Source organism: Citrobacter sp. wls619, from assembly GCF_005281345.1.
GTDB lineage: Bacteria > Pseudomonadota > Gammaproteobacteria > Enterobacterales > Enterobacteriaceae > Citrobacter.
Genome location: NZ_SZXJ01000027.1, coordinates 228,402 through 254,729, shown reverse-complemented (window position 1 = coordinate 254,729; position 26,328 = coordinate 228,402). Strand labels below are relative to the sequence as shown.

Here is a 26,328-nt window from a genome sequence, read left to right as displayed (position 1 = left end):
GCTGCGGCGGGTTTTTTTATCCGTTTTATTTATTTGTATGATTTATGCCAACTTCAACTATCGTTTTTTAGATAGATGATGCGCTCATGGATGAAACATTATTGTGAACAGACTATTTTCCTCACATGTGATGCCTTTCCGCGCCCTCATCGACGCTTGTTGGAAAGAAAAGTATACCGCCTCACGTTTTACACGTGACCTGATAGCCGGGATAACCGTTGGGATCATTGCGATTCCGCTGGCAATGGCGCTGGCAATCGGCAGTGGCGTTGCACCACAGTACGGCCTGTACACCTCGGCCGTGGCTGGGATTGTTATCGCCCTCACCGGGGGCTCACGCTTTAGCGTATCAGGCCCTACCGCCGCCTTCGTGGTGATTTTGTATCCGGTGTCGCAACAGTTTGGGCTGGCAGGCCTGCTGGTCGCCACGCTAATGTCGGGGATATTCCTGATCCTTTTCGGCCTCGCTCGCTTTGGCCGCCTGATCGAATATATCCCGGTGTCCGTTACGTTAGGCTTTACATCGGGTATTGGTATCACCATCGGTACCATGCAGATTAAAGATTTTCTTGGCCTGCAGATGGCTCATGTCCCGGAGCACTACCTGCAGAAGGTCGGCGCGCTGTTTATGGCTCTGCCAACCATTAACTTTGGCGATGCCGCCATTGGCGTGGTGACGCTGGGGATCCTGATTTTCTGGCCGCGGCTGGGGATCCGTCTGCCGGGCCACCTTCCGGCGCTGCTGGCAGGCTGTGCGGTAATGGGGATCGTGAACCTGAGCGGTGGGCATGTCGCCACTATCGGTTCCCAGTTCCACTACATTCTGGCTGATGGTTCGCAAGGCAACGGTATTCCGCAGTTGCTACCCCAACTGGTATTGCCGTGGAATATGCCGGAATCAAACTTTACGCTGAGCTGGAGTTCATTGCAGGCGCTGCTACCTGCCGCCTTCTCGATGGCGATGCTGGGGGCAATTGAATCCCTGCTGTGCGCCGTCGTACTCGATGGGATGACCGGCACCAAACATAAAGCTAACAGCGAACTGATTGGTCAGGGGCTGGGTAACATCGTCGCGCCGTTCTTCGGTGGTATCACCGCCACGGCGGCAATTGCCCGTTCTGCGGCAAACGTCCGCGCCGGGGCGACCTCGCCAATCTCTGCGGTTATCCACGCGATTCTGGTGATCCTTGCCCTGCTGGTGCTTGCGCCGCTACTTTCCTGGTTACCGCTTTCCGCCATGGCCGCTCTGCTGCTGATGGTGGCATGGAACATGAGTGAAGCGCATAAAGTGGTGGATCTGCTGCGCCACGCGCCAAAAGACGACATCATCGTCATGCTGATGTGTATGTCTTTGACGGTGCTGTTCGATATGGTTATCGCCATCAGCGTCGGTATTGTTCTCGCTTCGCTGCTGTTTATGCGTCGTATTGCGCGCATGACGCGTCTGGCTCCGGTCAACGTAGACGTACCAGACGATGTCCTGGTACTACGCGTTATTGGCCCGCTGTTCTTTGCCGCTGCAGAAGGATTATTTACCGATCTCGAGTCGCGTATTGCAGGCAAACGCATTGTGGTGCTGAAGTGGGACGCGGTACCGGTGCTGGATGCCGGTGGTCTGGACGCCTTCCAGCGTTTTGTTAAACGCCTGCCGGAAGGTTGTGAGCTGCGTATCAGCAACCTGGAGTTCCAGCCGCTACGCACCATGGCGCGTGCGGGTATCCAACCCATCCCTGGTCGTCTGACGTTCTTCCCGAACCGAGATGCCGCGCTGGCTGATATTTAATCATACTATGTTACCGGCTTGCGCAGGCTTGCCGGTAACACTTCCCTTCTGTAAACGCGACTGAGTTGCTATTATCCAGTTTCCCTGGTTCTGATGATATCTGCAACGATGAACGCTGATACTGCATTTATATTCCGTGAAATAACTGAGGCTGATATTTCGGCCGTTCAGTCGTTTATTATCCACCATTTAAATCTCTATTTTAACGCCAACCGACCGGCACCTGAACCGCATACAGATGTATTAAATCTGCGCTCACACTACCTCCATCAACCGCGAAATCTGTTGCTTGGCGCATGGAATAACCGACAACAACTTATCGCTACGCTGGCGGTCTGCCAGTACGATGATCGAATACCGGCACTGCGTGGACGTTATCAATTATCCTCAACTGCTGAAATTTGTCGCTGCTATGTCGCACAGGAATATCGTCGGCAAGGCATAGGCAGCCAACTTGTCCTGCTGGCGGAACAATTTTGCGACCAACAACAATATAAAACACGCTACCTGCACACCCATCATTTTTTACCTGGCGGCTATCAATTTTGGTTACGAAATCACTTTACCGTCTATTTTGATGAAGGTGGCGAACAGCAAATCGTGCACATGGAAAAATACCAATAAAAATGTGACGCCGCGCAAATAATTAAATACAAAAATTAATTTCGTTATTAATCGTAGTCTTCTCGGCAAAGAAAACATTAATTGATCAACATCAAACAATTCTCATTTAGTTTATCGACATTTGTGCTTTCCACATAATTAATGTCACAAGCATAAAAGCAACGAGTTGATTTTATTGAATTAAAAACCAAAAGTGGTATCAACCCTACTTATTCAAGCGGTTGACGGGGCTATTCGATACCGATAAAGTCCCCTCCGACAGTATTTCAGAATCTATTGATCATTTTGAAACGGAATATGGTGCGGATTATTTTAATCTTATGCCATAGCTGCCCCCGCAACTGTAAGCGGAAACTGAATATCACTGTGTCGTGGATTATCCACGACAGGTCACTGTAAAGAACGCATTTATGGGAAGGCCGATATTCAGATTGCCGCGAGCCAGGAGACCTGCTGTCAAGGTTGTATACATTGAGTGGACGGGATGGTCCATGGGGTGATTTATTTGACGAATGTATAATATAATTTATGAACAAATTGGCAACAATATGTTTTATTTTCATATTATCTTGCCCGCAGTTCACGATTAGATGTCATCTATCGTCATGTGCCTGTCCCGAATTTATGGAACGAAATGAACCATGACCAGACGTTCAGATTCTGGCATGAACGGGACAACGCTAATGCACGCAAAAATAACTTCTGCTTATTGCAAACTTTCACTTCTGGCACTGACTGGCGCAGCACTCTTCCTGACCAGCAATATGGCTTCTGCGGCTAAAACAGAATATCCACTGACGATCAAAAACTGTGGTAGGGATATTACGTTTAATCATGCGCCAAAACGCGTGACTACCGTTGGACAAAACAGTACTGAAATCCTCTATTCCCTGGGTCTGGCCGATCGTGTTGTTGGGACATCACTGTGGTTTAGTCCGGTACCTGAACAGTACAAAGCGGCGAATGACAAGATTGCGGTCATTGCACAAAACATCCCGAGTTTCGAAGGGATTATTGCGAAAAAACCGGATCTGGTCGCCAGTCAGTTTGAATGGCAGATTGGCCCTGCGGGCACAGTTGCCTCTTACGAACAATTTAGCGAATTACACGTTCCGGTTTATACCGCTCCAGCCGATTGCGCCAAAGACAACGAAGACGGCGGTGACGGCGTGCGTAAGAGCATGTTTGATATCGCCATGGTCTATCAGGAAATTGCCGATCTGGCGAAAATTTTTGATGTCCAGGATAAAGGCGATGAGCTGATTGCCAGCCTGAAAGCACGTGAAGCCGCCGCGAAAGCGAAGATTGCCGGTATGGACAACCACGTATCTGCCGTCTTTTGGTTCTCCAGCGCCGACCTGCAGCTTGACCCCTATGTCGCCGGGAAATTTGGCCCCGCGGCGTGGATAGCGCAATCTCTTGGGGTGAAAAATGTCATTGATTCCGCTGAGGAGTGGCCAACGGTAGGTTGGGAAACCATTGCCAAAGCCAACCCATCGGTCATCGTCCTCGGCGAGATGGGCCGTCGCCGCTTCCCGGCCGATGACTGGAAAGTCAAAATGGAATACCTCACATCCGATCCTGTTACCCGGCTGATCCCGGCAGTGAAAGAAAACCACCTGCCGGTGATCGACGTGCAGACCATGAACGCGGGTATCAGAACCATTGACGGGCTGGAAAAACTCTCTGATGCGCTGGTGCAATATGGCCTGGCGCACCCTCAGACGACTCACTAGCACTCGTCGCGCGCTATGCCTTATGCGGGCATAGCGCCCTTTCGTATTCCGGGAAGTCGTAAACAATGAGCGAATTACGCAGGACGCGTCATGCCATGAGCCAGCTTGCCAGCCGGACGCTGTTCCACGCGCTGTGGGTCAGCATGGTGATGTGCGGCGTCCTTCTGGCGGGCATTTCAATCGGTGAGACGGTTATCCCGTGGCGGCATGTCAGCCATACGCTGGCAAACCGCTTGTTTGATACACAGTATACGGTGGATGCGCTTGATGCCGGGATTATCTGGAACTACCGCCTGACCCGTGCGCTGGTTTCCGCCTGCTGCGGAGCCTGTCTGGCGGTCTCAGGCGTGGTTCTCCAGTCGCTGCTGCGCAATGCGCTGGCCGAACCTTACCTGCTGGGGATTTCTGCCGGAGCCTCAACGGGCGCGGTGCTCATTGCCCTGACCGGACTTGGTGCAGGGATCATTTCCATGTCGCTTGGCGCGTTTATTGGCGCGCTGACGGCATTTTTGTTTGTCGCGCTATTAGCCATGGCGGCAAGGGGCAAAAGCGGCTCGGCCACCACGCAAATCATTCTCGCCGGGATTGCCAGTTCGCAGCTGTTCAATGCCATTACCTCACTCATCATTACGCGTTCAGCCAATGCCGAACAGGCTCGTGGCATCATGTTCTGGCTGCTGGGCAATCTCAGCGGGGTACGCTGGCCGGATGTCGTGCTGGCCATCCCTACTGCGCTGATTGGCATCGTCGTTTGCTTTTGCTACGCCCGCCATCTGGATGCATTCTCATTTGGCGCGGAATCGGCGGCATCGCTGGGCATTCCCGTTAAACGCACCCGTGGCGTACTGATTGCCGCCGTGACAGGGATGACGGCCATCATGGTGTCAATCGTCGGCGCCATTGGCTTTGTCGGACTGGTCATTCCCCATGCTGCGCGGTTACTGGTGGGAAATCAGCACCATCGCCTATTGCCCGTCAGCGCTCTTACTGGCGCCATTTTCCTTATCGTCGCGGATGTTATTTCACGCACCTTGCTTCCAGGACAGGTCTTGCCGATCGGCGTGATTACCGCACTGGTCGGCGCACCTGCATTTGCCATCATTTTGATACGAGGGAATCCGGGGAAATGACCGCTAATCCTGTGGTAAACGCCCAGCATCTGTACTGGGAGGTCAAAGGCAAAGCCATCGTCAATGATGTCTCTTTTCAGGTCTCGCACGGTGAGTTTGTCGGTATTATCGGCCCCAATGGTTCCGGGAAAACGTCGCTGATTTCGCTCCTGGCGGGTTTACTGAAACCGTCTTCCGGGCACGTTACGCTAAATCACCAGGATATTCGTCGCTATTCACGCCGCCATCTGGCGCAAAAGGTGGCACTGGTTGAACAACAGGCTGAAACCAGCGAGCGTCTTACCGCTATTCAGGCGGTTTCGCTTGGTCGAACGCCATGGCTGAGCCTGCTGTCGCCGTGGTCGAGGAAAGACGACGATATTGTGCAGACGATGCTGGAAAAAGTCTCCCTACAAAACATGCAGCATCGCTGCTGGCATACCTTCTCCGGCGGAGAGCGTCAACGTCTGCACATCGCCAGAGCGCTGGCACAGCAGCCGCAGGTACTGCTGATGGATGAGCCGACAAACCATCTTGATATCCAGCATCAGATTGGTCTGCTCAATCTGGTTAAACGTGAAAAACTCACCGTCATCGCCGCCCTACACGACCTGAATCATGCGGCGATGTTCTGCGACCGCATCATGGTGATGAAGGCTGGACAACTGGCGATGCAGGGGCGTCCTGCCGCCATTTTTACCCGTGAAAATCTTAACAGCTGGTTTGGCATCGACGCGATTGTCGAACACGCGCCCGACGACGCAAGCTGTTTTATCCGTTACCAACGCCCCGCGTAAACACTGAAAGGAACCGCAATGAAACGTGTTAAGCAAAGTTTGCAAATCTTATGCCTGTTAGCCTTCACCTCGACGGCTTTTGCACAAACCTACCAAGTGCTGATGAAAAACCGCGGTACAGGCGGCCCGATGGTTTATGAGCCGGACTATCTGGCGATCCAGCCTGGTGATAGCGTGAAGTTTATCCGCAAACATAAGAGCCACAATGCCGCGTCGATTGCCGAACTCTCTCCCGCCGGATACCCCGGTTTTATCGGCAAAATCGATGAAGAGATTGAAGTGAAATACGACAACGCTGGTTTCTACGGCATCAAATGTTCACCGCACTACGCGCAGGGCATGATCATGCTGATTAAAGTCGGCGACGCCGTGTTACCCGACAACTACCGCGCGTTCAAAGCCCCAGGTCTTGCCGATAAGCGTTTTCAGGAAATTTATACCCGCCTCGATAAACAGTAACGCGGTCATAAAGGGAGAATAACGGTGGTGGATAAAAAAACGCTTAGCGAAACAATCCAAACTCAGCGACGCGATTGCCTGTGCAAGCTGACGAAATTTGTCGGCGCAGCGGGCGTAACCGCCGCCGTCTGGCCACTCATTTCCGCGCTGGGTCCGGATGATAAAACGGTGGCGGAAAATGAACCTGTTGATGTCTCCCTCGCTGGCGTAACAGCAGGCCAGACGGTGAAGCGTATCTGGCAGGGAAAACTGATCCTGATTCGCCACCGCACGGCGGAGGAGATCGCCGCGGCGCGGCAAGCTGACCTGCGTCTACTGGTCGATCCACAGGCGGATAGCGAGCGGGTAGCAGCGGCACATCCCCAGTGGCTGGTAGTACAAGGTTACTGCCCCCACGCTGGTTGTGTACCCAATGCCAACCCCAACGGTCAAGGCTGGGTCTGCCCGTGTCATGGTTCCGAGTTCGATACCTCCGGGCGTGTAACGCGAGGCCCGGCGACGGCGAATCTGGCCATCCCTGACTTTAGCGTGTCGGCTGACGGCCTGAGTCTGCGTATTGGTACGAAGGATGCCTGAGATGAAATCCGCTTATCCGTCCCCCCCCTGGTATCACCTGCAGTTTCGGCTTCCTGTCCCCCGCTCGGTCGCTGGCGTGTGGATCTTTGCTATCGGTCTCATATTGCTGGTCATGCTGGGCGTGCAAATGCTGTCCGGGCTCGTACTGGCTATGTTCTATGTGCCTACAGCGGGATCCGCTTTTGACTCTATTGTTCATATTCTGCGCGCGGTCAGACACGGTGAGCTGGTGCGCAATCTGCATGCTATTGGCGCGTCGCTTTTTTTCTTCGCCTGTTATCTGCATATTTTCCGGGCAATGTATTACAACGTCTATCGCAAACCCTATCTGAAGATGTGGACAATCAGCGTGACGCTGTATGTGCTGTTGATGATCACTGCGTTTCTCGGCTATAGCCTGATTTGGGGGCAAAAAAGCTACTGGGCCGCTACGGTCATCACCAGTTTCGCCCGGGCGATACCGTTTATTGGCGATACGCTATATACCTTTTTAGTCGGTGGCTATATGCCCGGCACGCCGACATTAGGCCGTTTTTATGTCCTTCACTTTATCATTCCCTTCGCCATTGTCGTGGTCACGATATGGCACATCCGTACCGTCCAGTCGGCGTTTGCCCACGCGCGGAAGAAAACATTTTCGCCCAAAGAGTCTCAGCGTTTGTTGTTCGATTTTCGCATCACCGAAAGCGATGCTATCAAACTCACCCTCTTTTTAATGCTGTTCGCCTGGTTTCTGTTTTTCGCGCCGCACTATCTCAGCAGCGCCGATAACTTTATTCCAGCAGACCCGACACTCACACCGGCTATCGTCGCACCTGAATGGTACTTCCTGCCTTTCTTCTCCATTTTGCGCTGCTTCCCCAATGAACTGGCAGGCATCACTGCGATGTGCGCTGCGGTACTGATTTTCTATTTTCTCCCCTGGCTGGATACGTCACACGCACGGTTTCGCAATAACAGTCGGCTGGTTAAAACCTTTTTTTGGCTTTGGGTCGCCAATGCGCTCTTTTTGGGTTGGTTGGGCTCAAAAGCATTGGTTGGGCCGGACTTAATTGGGGGTTTTAGCGATGACGATGGCTGGACACGCGCGGCGTCTCAGCTTTCAACAGTTATTTATTTTGCATGGTTTCTGCTTGTGCTGCCGTGCCGACGTTTACTGGAACGACAGGACTGACATCATGGCGCGACTTCTAACTACTGTAACTCTGACTCTGGCTCTTTTCTTGAGCAATGCGATTTACGCACAGCTACCCACCGCGCAGACATGGTCGTTTAGCGGCATGAACGGTAAACACGATAGCGAACAACTGCGACGCGGGCTGCAGGTCTATGAAGAGAAATGCCGGGCCTGCCACGGTATGAAATATCTCACTTTCAAAACGTTAACTAAAGCTGGAGGGCCACAACTCAGTGAGGCGGAGGCCAAAGCACTGGCCAGCGGCTACGTCTTCGCGACAATTGAAGACGACGGTCAACCCGGCGAACGGGAAGGCAATCTGAACGATGTTTTCGCGTCACCTTATCTGAATGAACAGGAAGCAAAATACCTTAATAATGGCGCGCTGCCGGTTGACCTGAGCTATATCGTTCGAGCACGAACCTACGACCGCGGGTTCCCGCGATTTTTACTGGATGCGTTCACCCCCTACACCGAGCAAGGCGCTGATTACGTTTATGCGCTGCTGACCGGGTATGCAACCGATGACCCGGAGATGAAAACCAACCGTTTTTTCCCTGGCGGGATGGTTAATATGCCCAAACCGCTGGCTGACAATGACATCACCTGGGCTATGCAAACGCATGTTCCCCAAACGGAAGAACAGTACGCACGCGATGTCACCGCGTTTCTGGCGTGGGCTGCTGACCCGCAGCTTGAGAGTAGAAAACATCAGGGAGCGGTCGTTATGGGATATCTGGCGGGTATGCTGGCGTTATTAGCACTGTTACAGCACATGCGATCCCGCTCGCGCAGCAACGAGAAATACTAACGACCAGTCAGCGAGACGCTGGCTGGTCTGCAGGTTATGTCAGCTCTTAGCTGTGGCGTTGGCTATCATTACGACGGCAGCGTTTGTCGTAATGGCGAACCCACCAGTAGCGGTCACTGATTTGCTCATGTCCACCGACGCGGGCACCCGCCAGCCAGAGGACGCCGCCAACAAAAATACTGAGCACGGCACCATGTGCGAAAAACTGTGGCAGATTAAATTGCGGTAACTGGTTTAAAATAGAGTAACCAACACCACCGACCATCACCACCAACCCTAAAGCCATGAGCACGTTACCGAGTAACGAAGCGTTTTTGCGTTTCATGTGTCACCTCCGGAACTTTGGGTTGTTACAGGGAATACCCCTAATCCTTATGTGTAAAGTATAGACAACACTGCCATTCGCAAGTGCGCCTGTGATCACAAATACAAACACCAACGCAACAAAACTTTACAAATAAGCTACTGAACACCCTCAATTTCTAATAGTCCATTCCCGCAATTATTCTGTTTTCGGTGCGACCCTCGCAGTTTTTTGTCAAGCGCGTCGGCAAACAGTAAACTACACGCCGGTTATAGACACACTCAGGACAAATTACGTGGCGATTAAATTGATTGTCGGCCTGGCGAATCCCGGCGCAGAGTATGCGGCAACGCGACATAATGCAGGCGCATGGTACGTCGATTTACTGGCAGAGAGACTCCGTGCGCCCCTGCGCGATGAGCCGAAATTCTTCGGCTACACCTCCAGAGTCACGCTCGAAGGTGAAGATGTCCGCCTGCTGGTACCGACCACATTTATGAATCTGAGCGGCAAAGCCGTTGGCGCGATGGCCAGCTTTTATCGCATTAACCCTGATGAAATTCTGGTCGCCCACGATGAATTAGATCTGCCGCCCGGCGTCGCCAAATTTAAGCTCGGCGGCGGTCATGGCGGACATAACGGCCTGAAAGACATCATCAGCAAGTTAGGTAATAACCCTAACTTTCATCGTTTACGCATTGGAATCGGCCATCCGGGCGATAAAAATAAAGTTGTCGGTTTTGTTTTAGGCAAACCGCCTGTTTCAGAACAGAAGTTAATTGATGACGCCATTGACGAAGCGGCACGTTGTACCGAGATTTTATTCAAAGATGGACTGACCAAAGCAACGAGCCGGTTACACACCTTTAAAGCGCAATAAGCAGCGATGTGCGGCATTTTTCTCGCGTGCTGTGTATAATAGGCGGAGTTGTTTCCATTTCTACAATCTGTTTTCCATAACAGGTTGAATATCAAAAGATTAAGGTGATTTAAACATGGGATTCAAATGCGGTATCGTCGGTTTGCCAAACGTAGGCAAATCCACCCTGTTCAACGCGCTCACAAAAGCGGGTATTGAAGCGGCAAACTTCCCGTTCTGTACTATCGAGCCGAACACGGGTGTTGTCCCGATGCCCGATCCTCGTCTGGATCAACTGGCCGAAATCGTCAAACCGCAGCGTATCCTGCCAACCACAATGGAATTCGTGGATATCGCGGGCCTGGTAAAAGGCGCATCCAAAGGTGAAGGCCTGGGTAACCAGTTCCTGACCAACATTCGTGAAACAGAAGCTATCGGTCACGTTGTTCGCTGCTTCGAAAACGACAACATTATCCACGTTAACAACAAAGTGGATCCGGCTGACGATATCGATGTTATCAACACCGAACTGGCACTGTCCGACCTCGACACCTGCGAGCGTGCTATCCACCGCGTACAGAAGAAAGCCAAAGGCGGTGATAAAGACGCTAAAGCAGAACTGGCTGCGCTGGAAAAATGCCTGCCGCAGTTGGAAAACGCCGGTATGCTGCGTGCGCTGAAAAACCTGACTGACGAAGACAAGGCAGCCATCAAATACCTGAGCTTCCTGACGCTGAAGCCAACCATGTATATTGCCAACGTGAACGAAGACGGTTTTGAAAACAACCCGTACCTCGATAAAGTTCGCGAAATCGCCGACGCTGAAGGTTCTGTCGTGGTTGCCGTTTGTGCCGCTGTTGAAGCGGACATCGCTGAACTCGACGATGCTGACCGTGACGAATTTATGGCTGAACTGGGCCTGGAAGAGCCTGGCCTGAACCGCGTTATCCGCGCAGGCTACGAACTGCTGAACCTGCAGACCTACTTCACCGCGGGCGTGAAAGAAGTCCGTGCGTGGACCATCCCTGTCGGCGCAACCGCTCCGCAGGCAGCCGGTAAGATCCACACCGACTTCGAGAAAGGCTTTATCCGTGCACAAACTATCGCGTTTGAAGACTTCATCACCTATAAAGGTGAGCAAGGCGCGAAAGAAGCCGGCAAGATGCGTGCAGAAGGTAAAGATTACATCGTTAAAGATGGCGATGTGATGAACTTCCTGTTCAACGTCTAATCATTTCTGCTGTCTGATGAGGCTCCATAGAAGACCTCATCAGTCCAGAGGCACAAAAAAACCACGCGATTGCGTGGTTTTTTGTGTCTCTGGTTTACTCACAGCAGCCGTATTACATCCCCTGATACAGTGGACCTTCGCCTCCCTGAGGAGCCGTCCAGGTGATATTTTGCGTTGGGTCTTTAATATCACAGGCCTTACAGTGCAGGCAGTTCTGCGCATTAATTTGCAGATGAGGTTGCCGCTCCAGCTCAACTATTTCATAGACACCCGCCGGACAGTAACGTGTCTCCGGGGCCGCGTACAACGGCAGATTGACCGTGAGCGGGATACGCTCATCTTTCAACCTCAAATGACAGGGCTGATCTTCTTCATGGTTAGTATTCGACAAAAACACCGATGAAGAGCGGTCGAATGTCAGCACGCCGTCAGGCTTTGGATAGTTAATCTTCGCCTCGCTGGAGGCGGGTTTGAGTGCCTGATGATCGCTTTGTTTCAGTGTTAACGTCCACGGTGTATGGCCTTTCAATAACAGTTGTTCCGCACCAAATAAGAGAGAGCCTGTATACAGCCCCTTCTTCATATAGGGTTTAAAGTTACGCGTTTGGTATAGTTCGCGGTACAGCCAACTGTCCTGGAAGCCCTGCTGATAAACCGCGGCCAGAGTCGCCTCATCTGCCAGATATTGCCCCTGAGCCTGTGCGATGTCTAAAGCCTCGAGAGTCGCTCGGGCAGCCAGCATTCCACTTTTAATCGCGCAGTGGCTGCCTTTGATTCGTGCGGCGTTTAAAAATCCAGCGTTATCACCAAGAAGCGCCCCTCCTTTAAAGCTCAGTATCGGCAGCGAAGACAATCCTCCCGCAACCATCGTTCTGGCGCCATAGCTGAGGCGCTTCCCCTGTTGCAGATGCGCAGAAATCGCCGGATGTGTTTTCAAACGTTGAAACTCTTCAAACGGTGACAACCACGGATTACTGTAATTCAGCCCAACAACCAATCCCACCGCGACCAGGTTCTCGCCATAATGGTAGACAAAGCCACCGCCGTAGGTTGCTGCACCCAACGGCCAACCGGCACAATGCACCACCAGCCCCGGTTGATGCTGTTCCGGGGGAACTTGCCACACTTCTTTCAACCCCAGTCCGTAGGTCTGGGGGGCGCTATCCCGGTCTAGTGCGAACGTCTCAATTACTGTTTTTCCTAGCTGTCCGCGGCATCCTTCAGCAAAAAGCGTGGTCCTGGCGAGCAGGTTGATCCCTTGCTGATACTGCCCGGTTGGCTGACCTGATTTGTCCAGTCCCATATCACCGGTAGCGACACCGATTACTGCCCCCTGTTCATCATAAAGCACCTCAGTCCCCGTAAATCCGGCAAAGACTTCGACGCCCAGTTGTTCCGCCTGCTGGGCAAGTGTCTGGCACACCAGGCCAAGGCTCCCAATCACATTGCCATGATTTTTAAAGCATTCAGGTAACAATGCTTGCGGTACACGAATCTGCTTTTGGGCACCCAAAAACAAAAAACGATCTTCCGTCACTGGCGTTAGCGGTAATGACAGTTTTTGTTGCCAGCCCGGCAGCAGTTCATTCAATCCAACAGGATCAATGACCGCTCCGGACAATATATGTGCACCAATGCTGGCTCCTTTGTCGATCAGGCAAACGGAAAGCGTTTGCTGGCGCTGTCCCGCCAGTTGCTGCAGATGAATCGCCGCCGCCAGCCCCGATGGACCGCCCCCCACAATCAGGACATCAAACTCCATTGCCTCACGGTTCTTTTGGGTGTCGAGCGCTGACCTGTCTGGATGCATATGTCCTCCTGAGAAAGAAAAAACGTTATAGGGTCTGGCGGGTTACGCCAGCGCTTTCTCCAGCTCGGGTAAAATCTGGAACAGATCGCCTTCGATACCGTAATCTGCAATCTGGAAAATCGGCGCCTCTTTATCTTTATTAATGGCGACAATCAATTTGCTTTCTTTCATCCCCGCCAAATGTTGTATCGCACCGGAAATACCTACGGCGATATAGAGGTCGGGGGCAATAATTTTACCGGTCTGCCCAACCTGATAATCATTAGGCACAAAACCGGCGTCAACGGCTGCACGGGATGCGCCAATTGCTGCGCCAAGCTTGTCGGCAATGGTCTCAATAAGTTGAAAATTCTCTTTCGCACTCAGTCCGCGCCCCCCCGAAATGACGATTTTTGAGGTACTCAGTTCCGGACGAGAAAACGGCGTAAGTGATTGGCTCACATGGCGTGACAATGCCAGCGCGGCGGTTGGTTGAACCGGCGTTACTCGTACGTCATTCCCGGCATGTTGTGATGGCGTGAAGGCTGAACCGCGCACAGTAATCACCAGTTGTCCGCCATTATTGCGCACCGTTTCCAGGGCATTACCTGCATAAATTGGACGCACAAACGTATTTGCATCACAGACTTCGGTGATATCAGAAATTTGTGCGACATCCAGCATTGCCGCCAACCGCGGTGCGATATTTTTGCCGTATCCGGTCGCCGGTAAAAGTATATGGGTGAAATCAGTCACCAGGGGAACAACCGCTGCGCACACCTCTTCCGCCAGAAGGCTGGCGTAATGAGGAGCGTCACAAACCAGAATTTCCGCGATTCCACTGAGATCTCGCGCGGCATCCACAACGTTTTGGCACTGATGGCCCACAATCAGCAAGTGAACCCTCCCCTCGCCGCCGGCAGCAATGTGCAGTGCCGCAGTGAGGGTAGTCAGGGTACTGCTTTTCAGCGTCTGATTATCGTGTTCGGCAATAACAAGAATTGATGTCTGACTCATTTCGGCATCCTCTGAGAATTAAATGGCTTTGTGTTCTTTCAGCACCGCAACCAGTTGGGCCGCATTTTCCAGCCACTGACAGCGGGTATTGCGTTTTTTCGGCTCGGTGATATTGAGGGTGGTTAACTGCTTCGAGGGTAGAAAACCCATAGATGCCAATGAGATAATCTCCAGAGGTTTATTCTTCGCTTTCATAATATTCGGCAGGCTCGGGTAACGAGGTTGATTCAGGCGTAGATCGGCAGTTACCACCGCAGGTAATGCCAGGGAGAGCACCTCTAAACCGCCGTCAATTTCCCGGGTAACCGTAATACGACCGTCATCGGTCACATCCAGCGCCGATGCAAAGGTTGCCTGACTGCACGCCAGCAATCCGGCCAGCATTTGCCCGGTCTGGTTGGCGTCATTATCAATCGCTTGCTTGCCCAGCAGGATGAGCTGAGGTTCTAGCTGGGCGACAAGTCGCTGGAGTATTTTCGCGATGTCCAATGAACCGAATGTTGCCCCCTGTTCGGTTTCCACCAACAGCGCCTTGTCAGCGCCGCGGGCCAGCGCATTGCGTAGCGTTTCCTGAGAGGAATTATCCCCGACTGAAACAACAACAACTTCACTTGCCACGCCGGCTTCTTTCAGACGCACCGCCTCCTCCAGCGCAATTTCGTCAAAAGGGTTCATCGACATTTTGACGTTTTCCAGCTCAGCACCGGTTCCATCAGCTTTGATACGTATTTTGACGTTATGGTCGATAACACGTTTCACGCCCACTAAGATTTTCATTTCGTATTCCTTCTGTTTTGTATGAACGAGAAAACTAACGCTCTTCAGGCAAAATCAGCGCCGGTGCGATAGAGGGCGGCCAGAACCGCGTAGCCACAAAATAGACCACCCCGGTTGCCAGCAGGCCAACAATCCAGGAGATATCAGTCCCGCCCAGGCTTTCAACGAGTGAGCCGGTATAAAAGCTGGTCGCGATAAACGGTAACTGGACGACAATACCGAACAGATAAGTGAGGATGCCGGTCATGTTCCAGCGACCATAGCGTCCGTTAGGATCAGAGAGTGCGGGCAAGTCATAACGCCCTTTGGTGACGAGGTAGTAATCCACCAGGTTAATCGCACTCCACGGGGTGAAGAAGGCCAACAAAAATAACAAGAATGCGGTAAATAACTTCAGGAATTCATGCTGTCCTAATAAACCGATCAGCGTAGAGAACCCCACCATGAGAATGATGAAAAACAGACGCATACCGGGTGATACGCTATGTTTTCCACGGAAGCCGCTGACAATAGTGGCGAGTGACATAAAGCTGCCATAGGCATTCAGTGCAGTAATGGTGACCTTACCAAAGAAGATGCCGAGGAATAACAGACCGGCAATAACCCCTGTACTGCCAAGGCCGACGATGTAGGCAACTTCATGACCCGCAAACTGTTTCCCTGCGATCGCGGCAGCAAAAACCCCCAGCACCATGGATGCCTGAGTCCCCACGACGCTACCCAGTCCGACAGCGAAAAATGCTTTTGCGGTAGACGTGTTGCTCGGTAAATAGCGCGAATAGTCGGCAACATAGGGGCCAAATGCTATCTGCCATGATGCTGAAAGGGACATAGCCAGCAAGAAATTGGTCAGCGTAAAGTGGCGATTTTCCAGCAATGTCTGAACATCATAGCCATAGAGAATTTTAAAAAAGAGGTAAAAGAAGATGACGATACCCACCACACTCGCCAGTTTACCCAGCCCGTGGATCACGCGGTAACCACAAACCGTAATGGTGATAATCACGACACCAAAAATCAGAATACCAAACCAGTCACTCACGTTGACGAGCTGCGCAATGGCCTGGCCGGCGAGTACCGTCCCCCCCGCGGAAAAACCCACGTACATCATGCAGACCAGGATTATCGGCAGTACTGCACCGTATACGCCAAACTGCACCCGGCTCGATATCATCTGTGGAAGACCCAGTTTCGGTCCCTGCGCAGCATGGAGCGCCATCACTGCGCCACCGAGTACCTGTCCGACGAATAATCCAATCAGCGACCAGAACACATCACCGCCCAACACCACGGCCAATGCGCCAGTAACAATTGCTGTAATTTGCAGGTTGGCGCCAAACCACAGCGTAAACTGACTGAACAAACTGCCGTGTCGTTCAGCCTCAGGAATGTAGTCAATAGAGCGTGACTCAATTAACGGAGCCACGGCTGCAGGCTTTACATGTTGTTGTGTACTGTCGTCAATGTTCATGATGCATGCTTCCTCACGTTATAGAACGAACCTGGAAATGGTGCTTTTACCCATCGAATTTCCAGGCCGGGAACAGCCTGGAGCATGCAATCCCGCACGCACTTTGCTCTACCGTTTGGTCATGCCTAACGGTTGTTCAGCAAGCTTCTTGAGATAATGATTTTTTGTATTTCCGACGTGCCTTCGAAGATGCGCAGGATGCGGGCATCCCGGACATAACGTTCCAGGGGAAGATCGCGGATGTAGCCATAGCCACCGTGTAACTGCAGTGCGGCATCCGTGACAAAACCGGCGCATTCAGCGGCAAACAATTTGGCGGTCGCTGAATCAAGGCTAAAACGTTGCCCGCTATCGCGCTTTTCCGCCGCTTGCCAGGTCAGCAGCCGTGCGGCCTGTAACTGAGTATGCATATCCGCCAGTCGCCATTGCGTTCCCTGATAGGCCATCAATGGTTTTGGACCAATCTGTCGGTCATGCACCCACTGCAAACAACTCTCCATTGCCGCGCTGGCAATACCCAGTGACATTGCAGCGACTTCAACACGACCACGATCAAGCACTTCCATCGCCGTTGCGAATCCCTGACCTTCTTTACCCAGCAGCGCGGACTGAGGAAGCCAGCAATCTAAAGACAGTTCATAAATAGTACTGCCACGTAGCCCCATGGTTTTTTCCGGGCTGGAGAACACGACGCCGCCGGTGTCTTTCGGGATAATGAACGCGCTGATACCGTTATGCCCCTCTGCCGGAGCCGTTTTCGCATACAGCACAATGAAGTCTGCTTCCCGGGCATTCGTGATGTAGTGTTTATTGCCCTGGATTCGCCATCCATCAGCCTCACGCTTTGCAACCGTTCGCATATCCGCGGGGTTTGAGCCAGCGGCAGGTTCCGTTAGCGCAAACGCCCCCAACAATTCCCCACTGGCTGCCCGCGGGAGCCAGTGCAGCTTTTGTTCTTCGGTTCCGCCAATCAGAATAGAGTCGGTGGCCAGGAAATGGGCGGTCAGCGCAGAAGCGGTGGAAGCACAGGCGCCAGCAATCGCTTCTACCGCCTGACTCATGGCGACGCTACCCACCCCGAAGCCGCCATAGGCTTCGGGTAAGTTAATGCCCATGCAGCCGAGTTCGCCCAGCGCAGTAAGACTCTCCTGGCAGAAAGTCTCCGTTTCATCATAGTGCTGGGCGCGTGGTTGCAGGACATCCCGGGCGACGCTTGTCACCGCGTCGACAATCGCGCGCTCAGTTTCATTAATTTCAAAGCTCATGCACTGCTCCTGTTGGTAATGAGTGGGTATCTACGCCATAGAGCGCGTTGGCTTCTCCTAATGCCGGAGCCCTATCGATCGCATGGGGTTTATGGCCATTGAAGAACACCGGTTGCACAACTAAAGGGTTGCTCTCATCAGATGGCTGTATCAGTAACTGGCGAACCTGTGCATGTTCGCTTTGTGTCGCCTGCTCCAGGTTATGAATCGGCGAAGCCGGAACACCGGCCTCCAGCAGGAGATCGCAAAGTTCGTCTACGCTAAACGTCATGCTCCAGCGCTCAATGGCTGCTTTTAATTGCTGCTCATTTCGCGTACGGCTCATGTCATCAATGAAGCGGCTATCCGTTGCCAACGCGGGTTGCCCCATGCATTCGCACAACCGCGCATAAAGACGCTGACTGGCTACCGCGATCACCACCAGCCCATCTGCTGCCCGATAGGTATCAAACGGCGTGGAAACAGGATGGCGATTGCCAATCAATCCCGGCGCTTTCCCGTGGGCAAACAAATTCGATAGCCCTGTTACCTGCATGCTGACCAACACGTCCAGCATGGCAACATCGATGTATTGCGCCTCGGGATGATGCCGCTCGCGGGCAAATAACGCGCTGCTGACAGCCCATGCGGCGTAGATCCCGGCACAGACATCACCGAGAGATTCACCACTGCGTGTGGGGCCGCTTTGCGCAAACCCCGTCACGCTCATTAAGCCGGACATCGCCTGAGCAACAATGTCGTAAGCAGGATGTTTGGCCAACGGGCTGTGCTGGCCAAAACCTGAAATACTGGCGTAGATCAGCCGGTCGTTATACTTTTTGAGCGTGTCAAAATCGATCCCAAGGCGCTGCGTCACGCTTGGGCGAAAGTTCTCCACCACCACGTCCGCTTCTTCGACCAGTTGATAGAAATGCTGCCGGTGCTCCGGACATTTAAAATCCAGCTCAATACTGCGCTTGCCGCGGTTAATCAAGCCGTAGTAGACGCTTTCACCCTTCACAAAGGGGCCAAGGTGGCGGCTATCGTCACCGTGTCCAGGCGCTTCAATTTTAATCACCTCAGCGCCGAGATCGGCCAGCATCGCCGTACAATAAGGGCCAGCCAGTACCCGACTCAGGTCGAGAACACGAACACCGCATAACGGCTGATAATGTGTTTGTTTGCTCATATCACTGTGCATCCTGTGGGTTAGAGGCTTCCAACGGACGTTCTATACTTCCGCCCTGACCGGGAAATACGTCACTATTTTTCCATTGGCAGGTTCAGCCCCTGCTCACGGGCGCAGCGTTGCGCTATTTCGTAGCCGGCATCAGCATGGCGCATCACGCCCGTAGCCGGATCGTTGTGCAGAACCCGCGCAATACGCTCAGCAGCTTCATCAGTGCCGTCACACACAATCACCATGCCTGAATGTTGCGAGAAGCCCATGCCGACGCCGCCGCCGTGATGCAAAGAAACCCAGGTCGCGCCACTGGCTGTATTCAACAGCGCGTTGAGTAGCGGCCAGTCAGATACCGCATCAGAACCATCCTTCATGGCTTCCGTTTCACGGTTTGGGCTGGCAACGGAACCTGAGTCCAGGTGATCGCGGCCGATGACGATAGGCGCAGAAAGCGCACCGCTGCGGACCATTTCATTGAATGCCAGACCTAATTTGGCGCGCTGTCCGAGGCCAACCCAGCAGATACGTGACGGTAAGCCCTGGAAGCTGATACGTTCGCGAGCCATATCCAGCCACCGGTGCAGATGCTCGTCATCCGGGATGAGTTCTTTGACCATGGCGTCGGTTTTGTAAATGTCTTCCGGGTCGCCGGAGAGCGCCACCCAGCGGAAGGGACCAATTCCGCGGCAGAACAGCGGACGAATATAGGCAGGGACAAATCCAGGGAAATCAAACGCGTTACTCACCCCCATCTCCAGCGCCATCTGGCGGATGTTGTTGCCATAGTCAAAAACAGGAATCCCTTGTTTCTGGAACGCCAGCATCGCATTGACATGTTCGGCCATTGAGCGTTTGGCTGCCTGAACAACAACGGAAGGTTCAGTTTTCGCACGTGCGACATAATCGGACCACTGCCAACCCTGTGGTAAATAGCCATTCAAAGGGTCATGTGCGCTGGTCTGGTCGGTGACTAAATCCGGACGCACGTTACGACGAACCAGTTCAGGAAGAATGTCGGCGGCGTTAGCACACAGCGCGATAGAAATTGCTTTGCCCTGTTCGGTGTAACGTTTGATGCGTGCCAACGCATCGTCAAGTGAGGTCGCCTGTTCATCGACATAGCGTGTCTTAAGGCGGAAATCGATGCGGCTTTGCTGGCACTCAATGTTCAGAGAACAAGCACCCGCAAGCGTTGCCGCCAGCGGTTGCGCTCCCCCCATCCCCCCCAGGCCCGCGGTGAGGACCCAGCGCCCCTTAAGGCTACCGTTGTAATGCTGGCGAGCGGCTTCAACGAAGGTTTCATAGGTGCCCTGAACGATGCCCTGACTACCGATGTAGATCCAACTACCCGCAGTCATCTGGCCGTACATCGCCAGGCCCTTCGCATCAAGTTCGTTAAAGTATTCCCAGTTCGCCCAATGCGGAACAATGTTGGAGTTGGCGATCAGGACCCGTGGCGCATGGCTGTGGGTTTTAAACACGCCCACAGGCTTGCCGGACTGGATCAGCAGCGTCTCATCATCGTTTAGCTGAGTCAGGGTTTCTACGATTTTGTCATAGCACGCCCAGTTACGTGCCGCACGCCCAATTCCGCCATAAACCACAAGTTCATGAGGATTTTCAGCCACCTCCGGGTCGAGGTTATTCATCAGCATCCGTAGCGGAGCCTCGGTTAGCCAGCTCTTTGCCGTGAGTTTAGTCCCCCGGGGGGCGCGTACATCAACATGACGAATACGGTTTTCAGCGGTCATAGCGATATCCTTAAGTGTTCGGATGAATAAGGTCATCAACATCTGGTTGGCCCAACCCATATCGCTCAACATTTCCGCAACATGAGTAACATGTAATCAATATATACTTGTATATACATGTACACTCAATAAAATATTTATTCACAAAAACAAGATGGATTTGCAAAACGAAAAACAACAAAAGTGAGTTTTAAATCAACAGATACAATATGTTAAGTTAAAGACAAAAAGAATGGGGAGATGAATGACATTGATCTTGTTCACAAAATAGCCACAAACTACTGATTAAATTTGCGGTATCAGTCACAAACAAAAAACACAATTAATTAACATTTTCAGGGGGGGGGAAGCAGGATGAGGCTCACTCTTCGATACTGCGCAACTCGATGAATGCCCAGTAACCGGAACCATGAATGCCAAGGTCCAGAACGTCAGAGTGTTGAGATTGAGGTGGAAGCACTGCGCAATCATAACAATGCAGTTGTAATGGCTGCATTGCGCTTGAAGAGAGGATCAAATTCGGCGCGGCACAGAAAATGAGAGTCGTAACGCCGGGACGGAGCCGGTATTGCGCTTGCGTGTCGACCATCTGCCAACTTAGCGTTGCATCAAAACGTTCTGGCTGATAAATAAGATTAAAATCCAGAATCGGTCCATCCACCAGTTCGCTGTCCACGCGGCTATTACCGGAGAATGCCCCGGTGTCGAAAGCATAAAGCGTCACGCCGGAAGCCGCATCAATGCGCAATGTCATCCCACTGCCACGCAGTACCGACAGCAGCCGCTGGTATCCCTGATAGCGTGAAAACTCACCGGCCTGTGCCACCTCAGCCATTGAAAGTCGCCACTGAAAATTGTCATCTTCTGGCGGAAAACGCTGAATTTCCCGGGTCATTCCGGCCCCGTTTTTCCACGGCATCAGCCTGTAATCGTCGTAACGCAGCACGTGCCATCCATTCATGACGTGAAATGTCCTTTTAAACGATGGCGAGTTCCCGGATACAGCAGTCGGGCATAGCTGACATTAACCTGTTGTGACCAGGTCCGGCGGCAAATAAGCAGGCACGGCTCATGAGGCGCCAGCTGAAGCCACTTGCTTTGCAGCGCAGTGGCCGAAACAGCTTCAACAACATGCTCCCCTTCAGTAAGCGGTGCCAGCCTGTTCAGGTAAATATTCGGTGTTAACTGCGTGAAATCCTGCTGAAGGTACTCCGGCGCTACGTCGGGATTAACAAAACGATCTTCAATCTGAATAGGGACATCATTTTCATAGTGAATGATCGAAGAGTGAAAGATTTCACTTCCGGGCTGCATATTCAGTGCCATCGCCTGCTCTCTCGTGGCACTCACCGTCTGCAACAGCATCACAGAGCTACGATGCTGATGATTTCTCGCCTGTATCTCATCAGCAATATTCTGGATCTCGAACAGCGCTGACTGCCTTTTCGGTTCAGCCACAAATGTTCCGACCCCCTGCAGTCTGACCAATAACCCTTCTGCTGTCAGTTCCCGCAGGGCGCGATTAATCGTCATTCGGCTAAAGCCGAGCAATTGAACCAGTTCAGATTCCGAAGGAACACGATCATTGGGCCGCCACTCACCGCTGTTGATTCTATCCGCGACCATCGCCTTGACTTTGGCATACAGTGGCAGCGGAACGGAGTGCTCAACTGCAAGTTTATGCGACATCAACGTCATTACCTGAATTTCCTTTATCTGGCAAAAAGAGAGCGACTTACCCTCAATCTTAGAGAGAGTTATGCACACTGTATAGCCCACGTCGTTTTTAATTCCGTCCTGAAGCCCCTGGGCATACTTTTGAGTAGCACAAAAAAGAAACGACATACTCACCCGTTGGTATTATTTTTTTGTCGACGGCATCACCTTTTCTCTAAGTAAAATTCATGAGATCAACTGGCGTACGTCTAATACTTATTCTAGGGTTAAATCATGTCTTCTTGTGTCACATTATTGTTTTTTTAAAGCAAAAAATGTGGTTATTTGAAAAAGGTGAAGGATATGGCTCTAGTCTTCGACAAACGCTTAATTCTTTTTTGCTACGCCTTTTCCATAATTCCGGCGGCAAATGCAGCGTCCACCAGCGGGACATTTCAGGTCCTGATGACGATACAAAAAGCGTGTACCGTCACTGCGGGGTCGGCTTCAAATATTACTCTCGGTCCCGTGAATACCACTGCGACAAATACCAGCGCAAGCAACACAATTTCAATTAATTGTTCAAAAACCACCCCCTACTTTATTGGTCTGGCACCCTCAGCGGCCAACGGCGGGACACCCACGGGGTCCGGCGCCATGTCCTCTGTCGCAAATGCAGCAAACAATACCGATAAAGTGCCTTACCAACTGAACCAAACATCAGCAACAGGACCGGTCTGGGGGAATACGGCCACCGCCACCACGGTAGGAAATGGCGTTGCATCCCAGGGAACTGGACTTCTGCAGAGTTTTACCGTTTATGCCACCGCGCCAAGCGCGAACTTCACACCTGACGACTATGCCGACACTGTAACGGTAAACGTTAACTACTAAATTCAGGAACACAGATGACAGTAAAACTGCCTGTACCGCAGTATGCCTGCGCATGCCTGTTAGGAGCGGCTGTGAGCGTAAATCCGGCGACAGCCAGCGGATTGCAGGTTGCCCCAGTCACATTAACGCTGCAAGCATCGCAAAATGCCGATGGGATCTGGTTAAGCAATGCCGGAGAGAACGTGCTGAATGCCCAGGTTCGGGTCTTTCGCTGGAGCCAAAGCGCTTACGGCGACAAGCTGTCTCCCTCTCAGGGACTGGTTATCAGCCCGCCGATGCTGGCGCTAGCCCCTGGTGAACGCCAGCTGATTCGTGTTATTCGCACCGGCCCGCCCTCGACACATACCGAAGATGCATATCGGTTATCAATTGACGAATTACCGCCAGCAAAGTTACAAAAAAATAAACTTCAGTTTGTGCTGCATTATTCCGTACCTGTGTTTATTCAACCCACGGCGCAGGCTGAAACTCAGGCCAAATTGCAATGGAAATTACAGCAACTTGACGGCAAAAAATTTCTTGAAGTCAGTAATCAGGGAAATGGTCATGCACAATTATCAGCGGCAACCTTTATAAACCATAATGGCGCGAAAAAGGTCATTACACCGGGGCTATTAGGCTACGTTCTTCCGGGCTCAACAATGCGGTGGATATTATCCCCGTCCGCCAGTGATACCCATTATGGCGGTAAAGTTGAAGTAACAATTAATGGCAAAAAAACAGTACAAGATCTCTAAGAGATCCTGGTTTCTGGTGAAATGTTGCTTACTCAATGGAGCATTATTATCTGGAATGGTTTCAGCTCACGCGGACAATAATAACCAGACAAACAGTGGAATTATTGGTGACGCAACACCTCTTGCGGGCATCGATTTATATCTCGACGTGACCCTGAATGGAAACCCTGTCGGATTGGTTCATTTTGGCTATCAGAAGGAAAAACTCTATGTTGGCGCAAATACCCTACGCCAGTTGGGCTTTCGCTTACCGCAAAATACGGCAGCCACCGTCAGTCTGAACGATATTGCCCAACTGAGCATTGACTACAACGTCGAACAACAAACCCTGGCGCTCACTGTGCCGCTCAGTTCCCTTGATCTTGTCACCACGCAGGTGAACCCGACCGGCGAAGCGACACCAATAGCATCAAATTCACGTGGGGCGTTACTCAATTACGATGTCTATGCTCAGCAGGGAGATGAAACCAGCGCCAACACATTTAGCGAGTTGCGCGCGTTTAATGGCTTAGGGGTGTTAAGCACAACCCAACTGACTCAATTTTCCACCGCGCCCAACGCAGATAATGCCTTCTACCGCATGGACACCCAATGGCGCACGTCATTTCCGGAAAATATGTTGGCGGTAAACGTTGGCGATACCCTGACAAGCTCGCTCACCTGGTCCCGACCGACCCGCATTGGCGGCATCCAGATAGGAACCGATTTTGGTTTACAGCCGTATATGCCAACCACCCCGCTTCCCTCCTATCTTGGTTCTGCCACGCTTCCTTCAAACGTTGAGTTGTACGTCAATGGGGTTAAGTACTACAACGGGGAGGTGCCGGCCGGAAGTTTTCAAATCAACACCATGCCGAATATCAGTGGCGCAGGGACCGGCCAGGTGATGATGACCGACGCGCTGGGCAGAACGACAGTACAAAACTTCTCGTTTTACAACGATCAGCAACTCCTGCGAGAGGGGCTAACAGCCTGGTCAGCGGAATTAGGCGCAGTAAGAGAGAATTACGGTTACGCCTCATTTGATTATGCCAGCGCCCCTGTATTTAGCGGGACCTGGCGTCGGGGATTCAGTAATACCTTTACTGCGGGTACGCACGCGGAAACCAGCGATGGGCTGATCAACGCAGGTTTCAGCAATGACTGGGTTCCCGGCCCACGCAGCGGCACAGTATCCACCGCATTGGCAGCCAGTACGGACGCAGGGAAAAGCGGATTTTTGTACAGTGTGGGTTACCGTTGGTCAGGTGAACAGTTTAATTTCAGCACCAGCACAACGGCGACGTCGGGTGACTACCGTGATGTCGCGACCCATTATGGTGAGCCGCCGCCCTCGCTGAGCAGCAATACGGTGATAGGTTATGCAATGCCGTCTGCCGGCAATGTCAGCCTGAGCTACCTGCAGTTTCGCTATCCGCACGATAGCGCGGTGCGCTACGCCAACGCCAGTTGGTTCAAATCCGTCACCGATAACGTTTCACTCAATGCCGGCTTTAACCAGAATATTGACGACACCCGCGATCGCAGCGTTTACCTGATGGTGACGGTCACCACCAGCGGTAATCTGAGCGCCAGCAGTACCGTACAACGTACCAATAATGAAACCGGCTACCAGATCAATGCCAGCCAAACGCCACCGGGTGACGGCGGCTGGGGATGGAACGTCGCTGCCAGCCAGCAAGCCTCCCGGCAAAGCGGCCAGGGGGAAGTCGGGTATTTGGGCCGTTTCGGAAAAGCCTACACCGGATTTAGCCGCCTGCCCGACAACCACTACGGTTATGCGGGCGCGACCGGCTCCCTGGTTGCGATGGGGGGAGGTTTGTTCGCGGCTCGGGAAATCAACAATGGTTTTGCCGTCGTATCTACAGACGGCATTCCGGACGTACCCGTCAAGCTGCAAAATAACCTTGTCGGTCACAGCGACGATCAGGGTCTGCTGCTGGTCACGTCACTCAACAGCTATCAAAACAATCAAATCAGTATTGACCCCATGGATCTCCCCGCCAATACGAGGATCGCCCGCGTTGAAGCCAATGCAACGCCGGCGGATCGCTCCGGAACCCTGGTCAGTTTTGGCATCACTCCCGTACGCGCCGCGCAGGTTACTCTCGTTAATGAACAGGGTAAGGCCATTTCCGAGGGCAGCATGGCATCTATCACTAACGGCACGGGCCAGTCATCCGTGGTTGGATTCGATGGTATGGCCTGGTTCGACACCCTGGAACAGCACAACAGATTACGCGTTGACACCGATACCGGTAGCTGTAACGCACAATTCGATTATCCCGCCAATGCAAAGGGGATCGTACAAATAGGCCCGCTGGAATGTCGGTCACAATAGCA

24 protein-coding genes and 1 riboswitch are annotated in these 26,328 nt (G+C 52.4%); of the genes, 14 read left to right on the top strand and 10 right to left on the bottom strand.

The genetic code is table 11. The features are described from left to right. Nucleotides 1-103 precede the first annotated feature (103 nt). From dauA to FDX19_RS03920, 9 genes are all read left to right on the top strand, one after another. On the top strand, nt 104-1,783 hold the full coding sequence (gene dauA, locus FDX19_RS03960) for a C4-dicarboxylic acid transporter DauA (protein ID WP_137381682.1): 1,680 nt from the start codon (nt 104-106) through the stop codon (nt 1,781-1,783). A gap of 108 nt (nt 1,784-1,891) precedes the next feature. Further along, nucleotides 1,892-2,407, top strand: a complete 516-nt coding sequence (locus tag FDX19_RS03955; protein WP_137381681.1) for a GNAT family N-acetyltransferase — start codon at nt 1,892-1,894, stop codon at nt 2,405-2,407. Nucleotides 2,408-2,649: 242 nt separating this feature from the next. Then, nucleotides 2,650-2,880: riboswitch (cobalamin riboswitch) on the top strand. Between the two features lie 210 nt (nt 2,881-3,090). Beyond that, nucleotides 3,091-4,143 (top strand): ABC transporter substrate-binding protein, encoded by a 1,053-nt coding sequence (locus tag FDX19_RS03950; protein ID WP_137381870.1) that lies wholly within the window; start codon nt 3,091-3,093, stop codon nt 4,141-4,143. A 65-nt stretch (nt 4,144-4,208) separates the two neighbouring features. After that, a complete protein-coding gene (locus tag FDX19_RS03945; RefSeq protein ID WP_137381680.1) occupies nt 4,209-5,273 on the top strand; it encodes an iron ABC transporter permease in 1,065 nt (354 codons plus the stop codon). Continuing rightward, nucleotides 5,270-6,049, top strand: a complete 780-nt coding sequence (locus FDX19_RS03940; RefSeq protein ID WP_137381679.1) for an ABC transporter ATP-binding protein — start codon at nt 5,270-5,272, stop codon at nt 6,047-6,049. Before FDX19_RS03945 ends, FDX19_RS03940 begins: the two co-directional genes overlap by 4 nt. Before the next feature lie 18 nt (nt 6,050-6,067). Beyond that, nucleotides 6,068-6,508 (top strand): pseudoazurin, encoded by a 441-nt coding sequence (locus FDX19_RS03935; RefSeq protein ID WP_137381678.1) that lies wholly within the window; start codon nt 6,068-6,070, stop codon nt 6,506-6,508. 24 nt (nt 6,509-6,532) lie between these two features. Then, nucleotides 6,533-7,084 (top strand): ubiquinol-cytochrome c reductase iron-sulfur subunit, encoded by a 552-nt coding sequence (gene petA / locus FDX19_RS03930; protein ID WP_137381677.1) that lies wholly within the window; start codon nt 6,533-6,535, stop codon nt 7,082-7,084. Nucleotide 7,085: 1 nt separating this feature from the next. After that, nucleotides 7,086-8,258: a cytochrome b N-terminal domain-containing protein gene (locus FDX19_RS03925; RefSeq protein ID WP_137381676.1), complete on the top strand. Its 1,173-nt coding sequence runs from the start codon at nt 7,086-7,088 to the stop codon at nt 8,256-8,258. 4 nt (nt 8,259-8,262) lie between these two features. Then, on the top strand, nt 8,263-9,072 hold the full coding sequence (locus tag FDX19_RS03920) for a cytochrome c1 (RefSeq protein WP_137381675.1): 810 nt from the start codon (nt 8,263-8,265) through the stop codon (nt 9,070-9,072). A gap of 46 nt (nt 9,073-9,118) precedes the next feature. Here FDX19_RS03920 and ychH read toward each other — a convergent pair whose 3' ends face one another. Then, nucleotides 9,119-9,397: a stress-induced protein YchH gene (ychH, locus tag FDX19_RS03915; protein WP_048211449.1), complete on the bottom strand. Its 279-nt coding sequence runs from the start codon at nt 9,395-9,397 to the stop codon at nt 9,119-9,121. A gap of 274 nt (nt 9,398-9,671) precedes the next feature. On the opposite strand from ychH, the gene pth reads away from it, so the two are divergent. Both pth and ychF read left to right on the top strand, forming a co-directional pair. Continuing rightward, nucleotides 9,672-10,256, top strand: coding sequence for an aminoacyl-tRNA hydrolase (pth, locus tag FDX19_RS03910; RefSeq protein ID WP_137381674.1), 585 nt, complete (start codon nt 9,672-9,674; stop codon nt 10,254-10,256). A gap of 115 nt (nt 10,257-10,371) precedes the next feature. Further along, the gene (gene ychF, locus FDX19_RS03905) at nt 10,372-11,466 is read left to right on the top strand and encodes a redox-regulated ATPase YchF (RefSeq protein ID WP_005122324.1); all 1,095 of its coding nucleotides are present in this window, start codon (nt 10,372-10,374) and stop codon (nt 11,464-11,466) included. 112 nt (nt 11,467-11,578) lie between these two features. On the opposite strand, the gene FDX19_RS03900 is transcribed toward ychF, so the two are convergent. The 9 genes from FDX19_RS03900 to hutC all read right to left on the bottom strand — a co-directional run bounded on the left by FDX19_RS03900 (nt 11,579) and on the right by hutC (nt 22,396). Beyond that, entirely contained in the window at nt 11,579-13,276 is a 1,698-nt protein-coding gene (locus tag FDX19_RS03900; RefSeq protein WP_249357517.1) for an electron transfer flavoprotein-ubiquinone oxidoreductase, read from the bottom strand. 42 nt (nt 13,277-13,318) lie between these two features. After that, a complete protein-coding gene (locus FDX19_RS03895) occupies nt 13,319-14,272 on the bottom strand; it encodes an electron transfer flavoprotein subunit alpha/FixB family protein (protein ID WP_137381673.1) in 954 nt (317 codons plus the stop codon). Nucleotides 14,273-14,290: 18 nt separating this feature from the next. Next, entirely contained in the window at nt 14,291-15,049 is a 759-nt protein-coding gene (locus FDX19_RS03890; RefSeq protein WP_137381672.1) for an electron transfer flavoprotein subunit beta/FixA family protein, read from the bottom strand. A 34-nt stretch (nt 15,050-15,083) separates the two neighbouring features. Beyond that, nucleotides 15,084-16,520 carry a cytosine permease gene (locus FDX19_RS03885; protein WP_137381671.1) on the bottom strand — a complete coding sequence of 479 codons (1,437 nt, stop codon included), beginning with the start codon at nt 16,518-16,520 and terminating at the stop codon, nt 15,084-15,086. 125 nt (nt 16,521-16,645) lie between these two features. Next, entirely contained in the window at nt 16,646-17,785 is a 1,140-nt protein-coding gene (locus FDX19_RS03880) for an acyl-CoA dehydrogenase family protein (protein WP_137381670.1), read from the bottom strand. Then, nucleotides 17,775-18,953, bottom strand: a complete 1,179-nt coding sequence (locus FDX19_RS03875; RefSeq protein WP_249357516.1) for a CaiB/BaiF CoA-transferase family protein — start codon at nt 18,951-18,953, stop codon at nt 17,775-17,777. The genes FDX19_RS03880 and FDX19_RS03875 overlap by 11 nt, the downstream gene beginning before the upstream one ends. Nucleotides 18,954-19,027: 74 nt before the next feature. Further along, the gene (gene hutU / locus FDX19_RS03870) at nt 19,028-20,698 is read right to left on the bottom strand and encodes a urocanate hydratase (protein WP_137381668.1); all 1,671 of its coding nucleotides are present in this window, start codon (nt 20,696-20,698) and stop codon (nt 19,028-19,030) included. Between the two features lie 361 nt (nt 20,699-21,059). Beyond that, nucleotides 21,060-21,659 (bottom strand): HutD family protein, encoded by a 600-nt coding sequence (locus FDX19_RS03865; protein ID WP_137381667.1) that lies wholly within the window; start codon nt 21,657-21,659, stop codon nt 21,060-21,062. Next, a complete protein-coding gene (gene hutC, locus FDX19_RS03860) occupies nt 21,656-22,396 on the bottom strand; it encodes a histidine utilization repressor (protein WP_137381666.1) in 741 nt (246 codons plus the stop codon). Before hutC ends, FDX19_RS03865 begins: the two co-directional genes overlap by 4 nt. A 321-nt stretch (nt 22,397-22,717) precedes the next feature. Here hutC and FDX19_RS03855 point away from each other — a divergent pair, with 321 nt between their 5' ends. Genes FDX19_RS03855 through FDX19_RS03845 form a run of 3 tightly spaced genes read left to right on the top strand, consistent with a single transcriptional unit; the run spans nt 22,718 to nt 26,326 of the window. Further along, nucleotides 22,718-23,248 carry a spore coat protein U domain-containing protein gene (locus FDX19_RS03855; protein ID WP_137381665.1) on the top strand — a complete coding sequence of 177 codons (531 nt, stop codon included), beginning with the start codon at nt 22,718-22,720 and terminating at the stop codon, nt 23,246-23,248. A gap of 14 nt (nt 23,249-23,262) precedes the next feature. Further along, a complete protein-coding gene (locus tag FDX19_RS03850; protein ID WP_137381664.1) occupies nt 23,263-23,985 on the top strand; it encodes a molecular chaperone in 723 nt (240 codons plus the stop codon). A 55-nt stretch (nt 23,986-24,040) separates the two neighbouring features. After that, nucleotides 24,041-26,326 carry a fimbria/pilus outer membrane usher protein gene (locus tag FDX19_RS03845; protein WP_137381663.1) on the top strand — a complete coding sequence of 762 codons (2,286 nt, stop codon included), beginning with the start codon at nt 24,041-24,043 and terminating at the stop codon, nt 26,324-26,326. Nucleotides 26,327-26,328: the final 2 nt, after the last annotated feature.

Excerpts from the sequence above, each read along its gene's own strand:
- FDX19_RS03955 (WP_137381681.1), top strand. The coding sequence starts at position 1,892 with ATGAACGCTGATACTGCATTTATATTCCGTGAAATAACTGAGGCTGAT.
- FDX19_RS03950 (WP_137381870.1), top strand. The coding sequence starts at position 3,091 with ATGCACGCAAAAATAACTTCTGCTTATTGCAAACTTTCACTTCTGGCA.
- FDX19_RS03945 (WP_137381680.1), top strand. The coding sequence starts at position 4,209 with ATGAGCGAATTACGCAGGACGCGTCATGCCATGAGCCAGCTTGCCAGC.
- FDX19_RS03940 (WP_137381679.1), top strand. The coding sequence starts at position 5,270 with ATGACCGCTAATCCTGTGGTAAACGCCCAGCATCTGTACTGGGAGGTC.
- FDX19_RS03935 (WP_137381678.1), top strand. The coding sequence starts at position 6,068 with ATGAAACGTGTTAAGCAAAGTTTGCAAATCTTATGCCTGTTAGCCTTC.
- FDX19_RS03925 (WP_137381676.1), top strand. The coding sequence starts at position 7,086 with ATGAAATCCGCTTATCCGTCCCCCCCCTGGTATCACCTGCAGTTTCGG.
- FDX19_RS03920 (WP_137381675.1), top strand. The coding sequence starts at position 8,263 with ATGGCGCGACTTCTAACTACTGTAACTCTGACTCTGGCTCTTTTCTTG.
- ychH (WP_048211449.1), bottom strand. The coding sequence starts at position 9,397 with ATGAAACGCAAAAACGCTTCGTTACTCGGTAACGTGCTCATGGCTTTA.
- ychF (WP_005122324.1), top strand. The coding sequence starts at position 10,372 with ATGGGATTCAAATGCGGTATCGTCGGTTTGCCAAACGTAGGCAAATCC.
- FDX19_RS03900 (WP_249357517.1), bottom strand. The coding sequence starts at position 13,276 with ATGCATCCAGACAGGTCAGCGCTCGACACCCAAAAGAACCGTGAGGCA.
- FDX19_RS03895 (WP_137381673.1), bottom strand. The coding sequence starts at position 14,272 with ATGAGTCAGACATCAATTCTTGTTATTGCCGAACACGATAATCAGACG.
- FDX19_RS03890 (WP_137381672.1), bottom strand. The coding sequence starts at position 15,049 with ATGAAAATCTTAGTGGGCGTGAAACGTGTTATCGACCATAACGTCAAA.
- FDX19_RS03885 (WP_137381671.1), bottom strand. The coding sequence starts at position 16,520 with ATGAACATTGACGACAGTACACAACAACATGTAAAGCCTGCAGCCGTG.
- FDX19_RS03880 (WP_137381670.1), bottom strand. The coding sequence starts at position 17,785 with ATGAGCTTTGAAATTAATGAAACTGAGCGCGCGATTGTCGACGCGGTG.
- FDX19_RS03875 (WP_249357516.1), bottom strand. The coding sequence starts at position 18,953 with ATGAGCAAACAAACACATTATCAGCCGTTATGCGGTGTTCGTGTTCTC.
- hutU (WP_137381668.1), bottom strand. The coding sequence starts at position 20,698 with ATGACCGCTGAAAACCGTATTCGTCATGTTGATGTACGCGCCCCCCGG.
- FDX19_RS03865 (WP_137381667.1), bottom strand. The coding sequence starts at position 21,659 with ATGAATGGATGGCACGTGCTGCGTTACGACGATTACAGGCTGATGCCG.
- hutC (WP_137381666.1), bottom strand. The coding sequence starts at position 22,396 with ATGACGTTGATGTCGCATAAACTTGCAGTTGAGCACTCCGTTCCGCTG.
- FDX19_RS03855 (WP_137381665.1), top strand. The coding sequence starts at position 22,718 with ATGGCTCTAGTCTTCGACAAACGCTTAATTCTTTTTTGCTACGCCTTT.
- FDX19_RS03850 (WP_137381664.1), top strand. The coding sequence starts at position 23,263 with ATGACAGTAAAACTGCCTGTACCGCAGTATGCCTGCGCATGCCTGTTA.
- FDX19_RS03845 (WP_137381663.1), top strand. The coding sequence starts at position 24,041 with ATGGTTTCAGCTCACGCGGACAATAATAACCAGACAAACAGTGGAATT.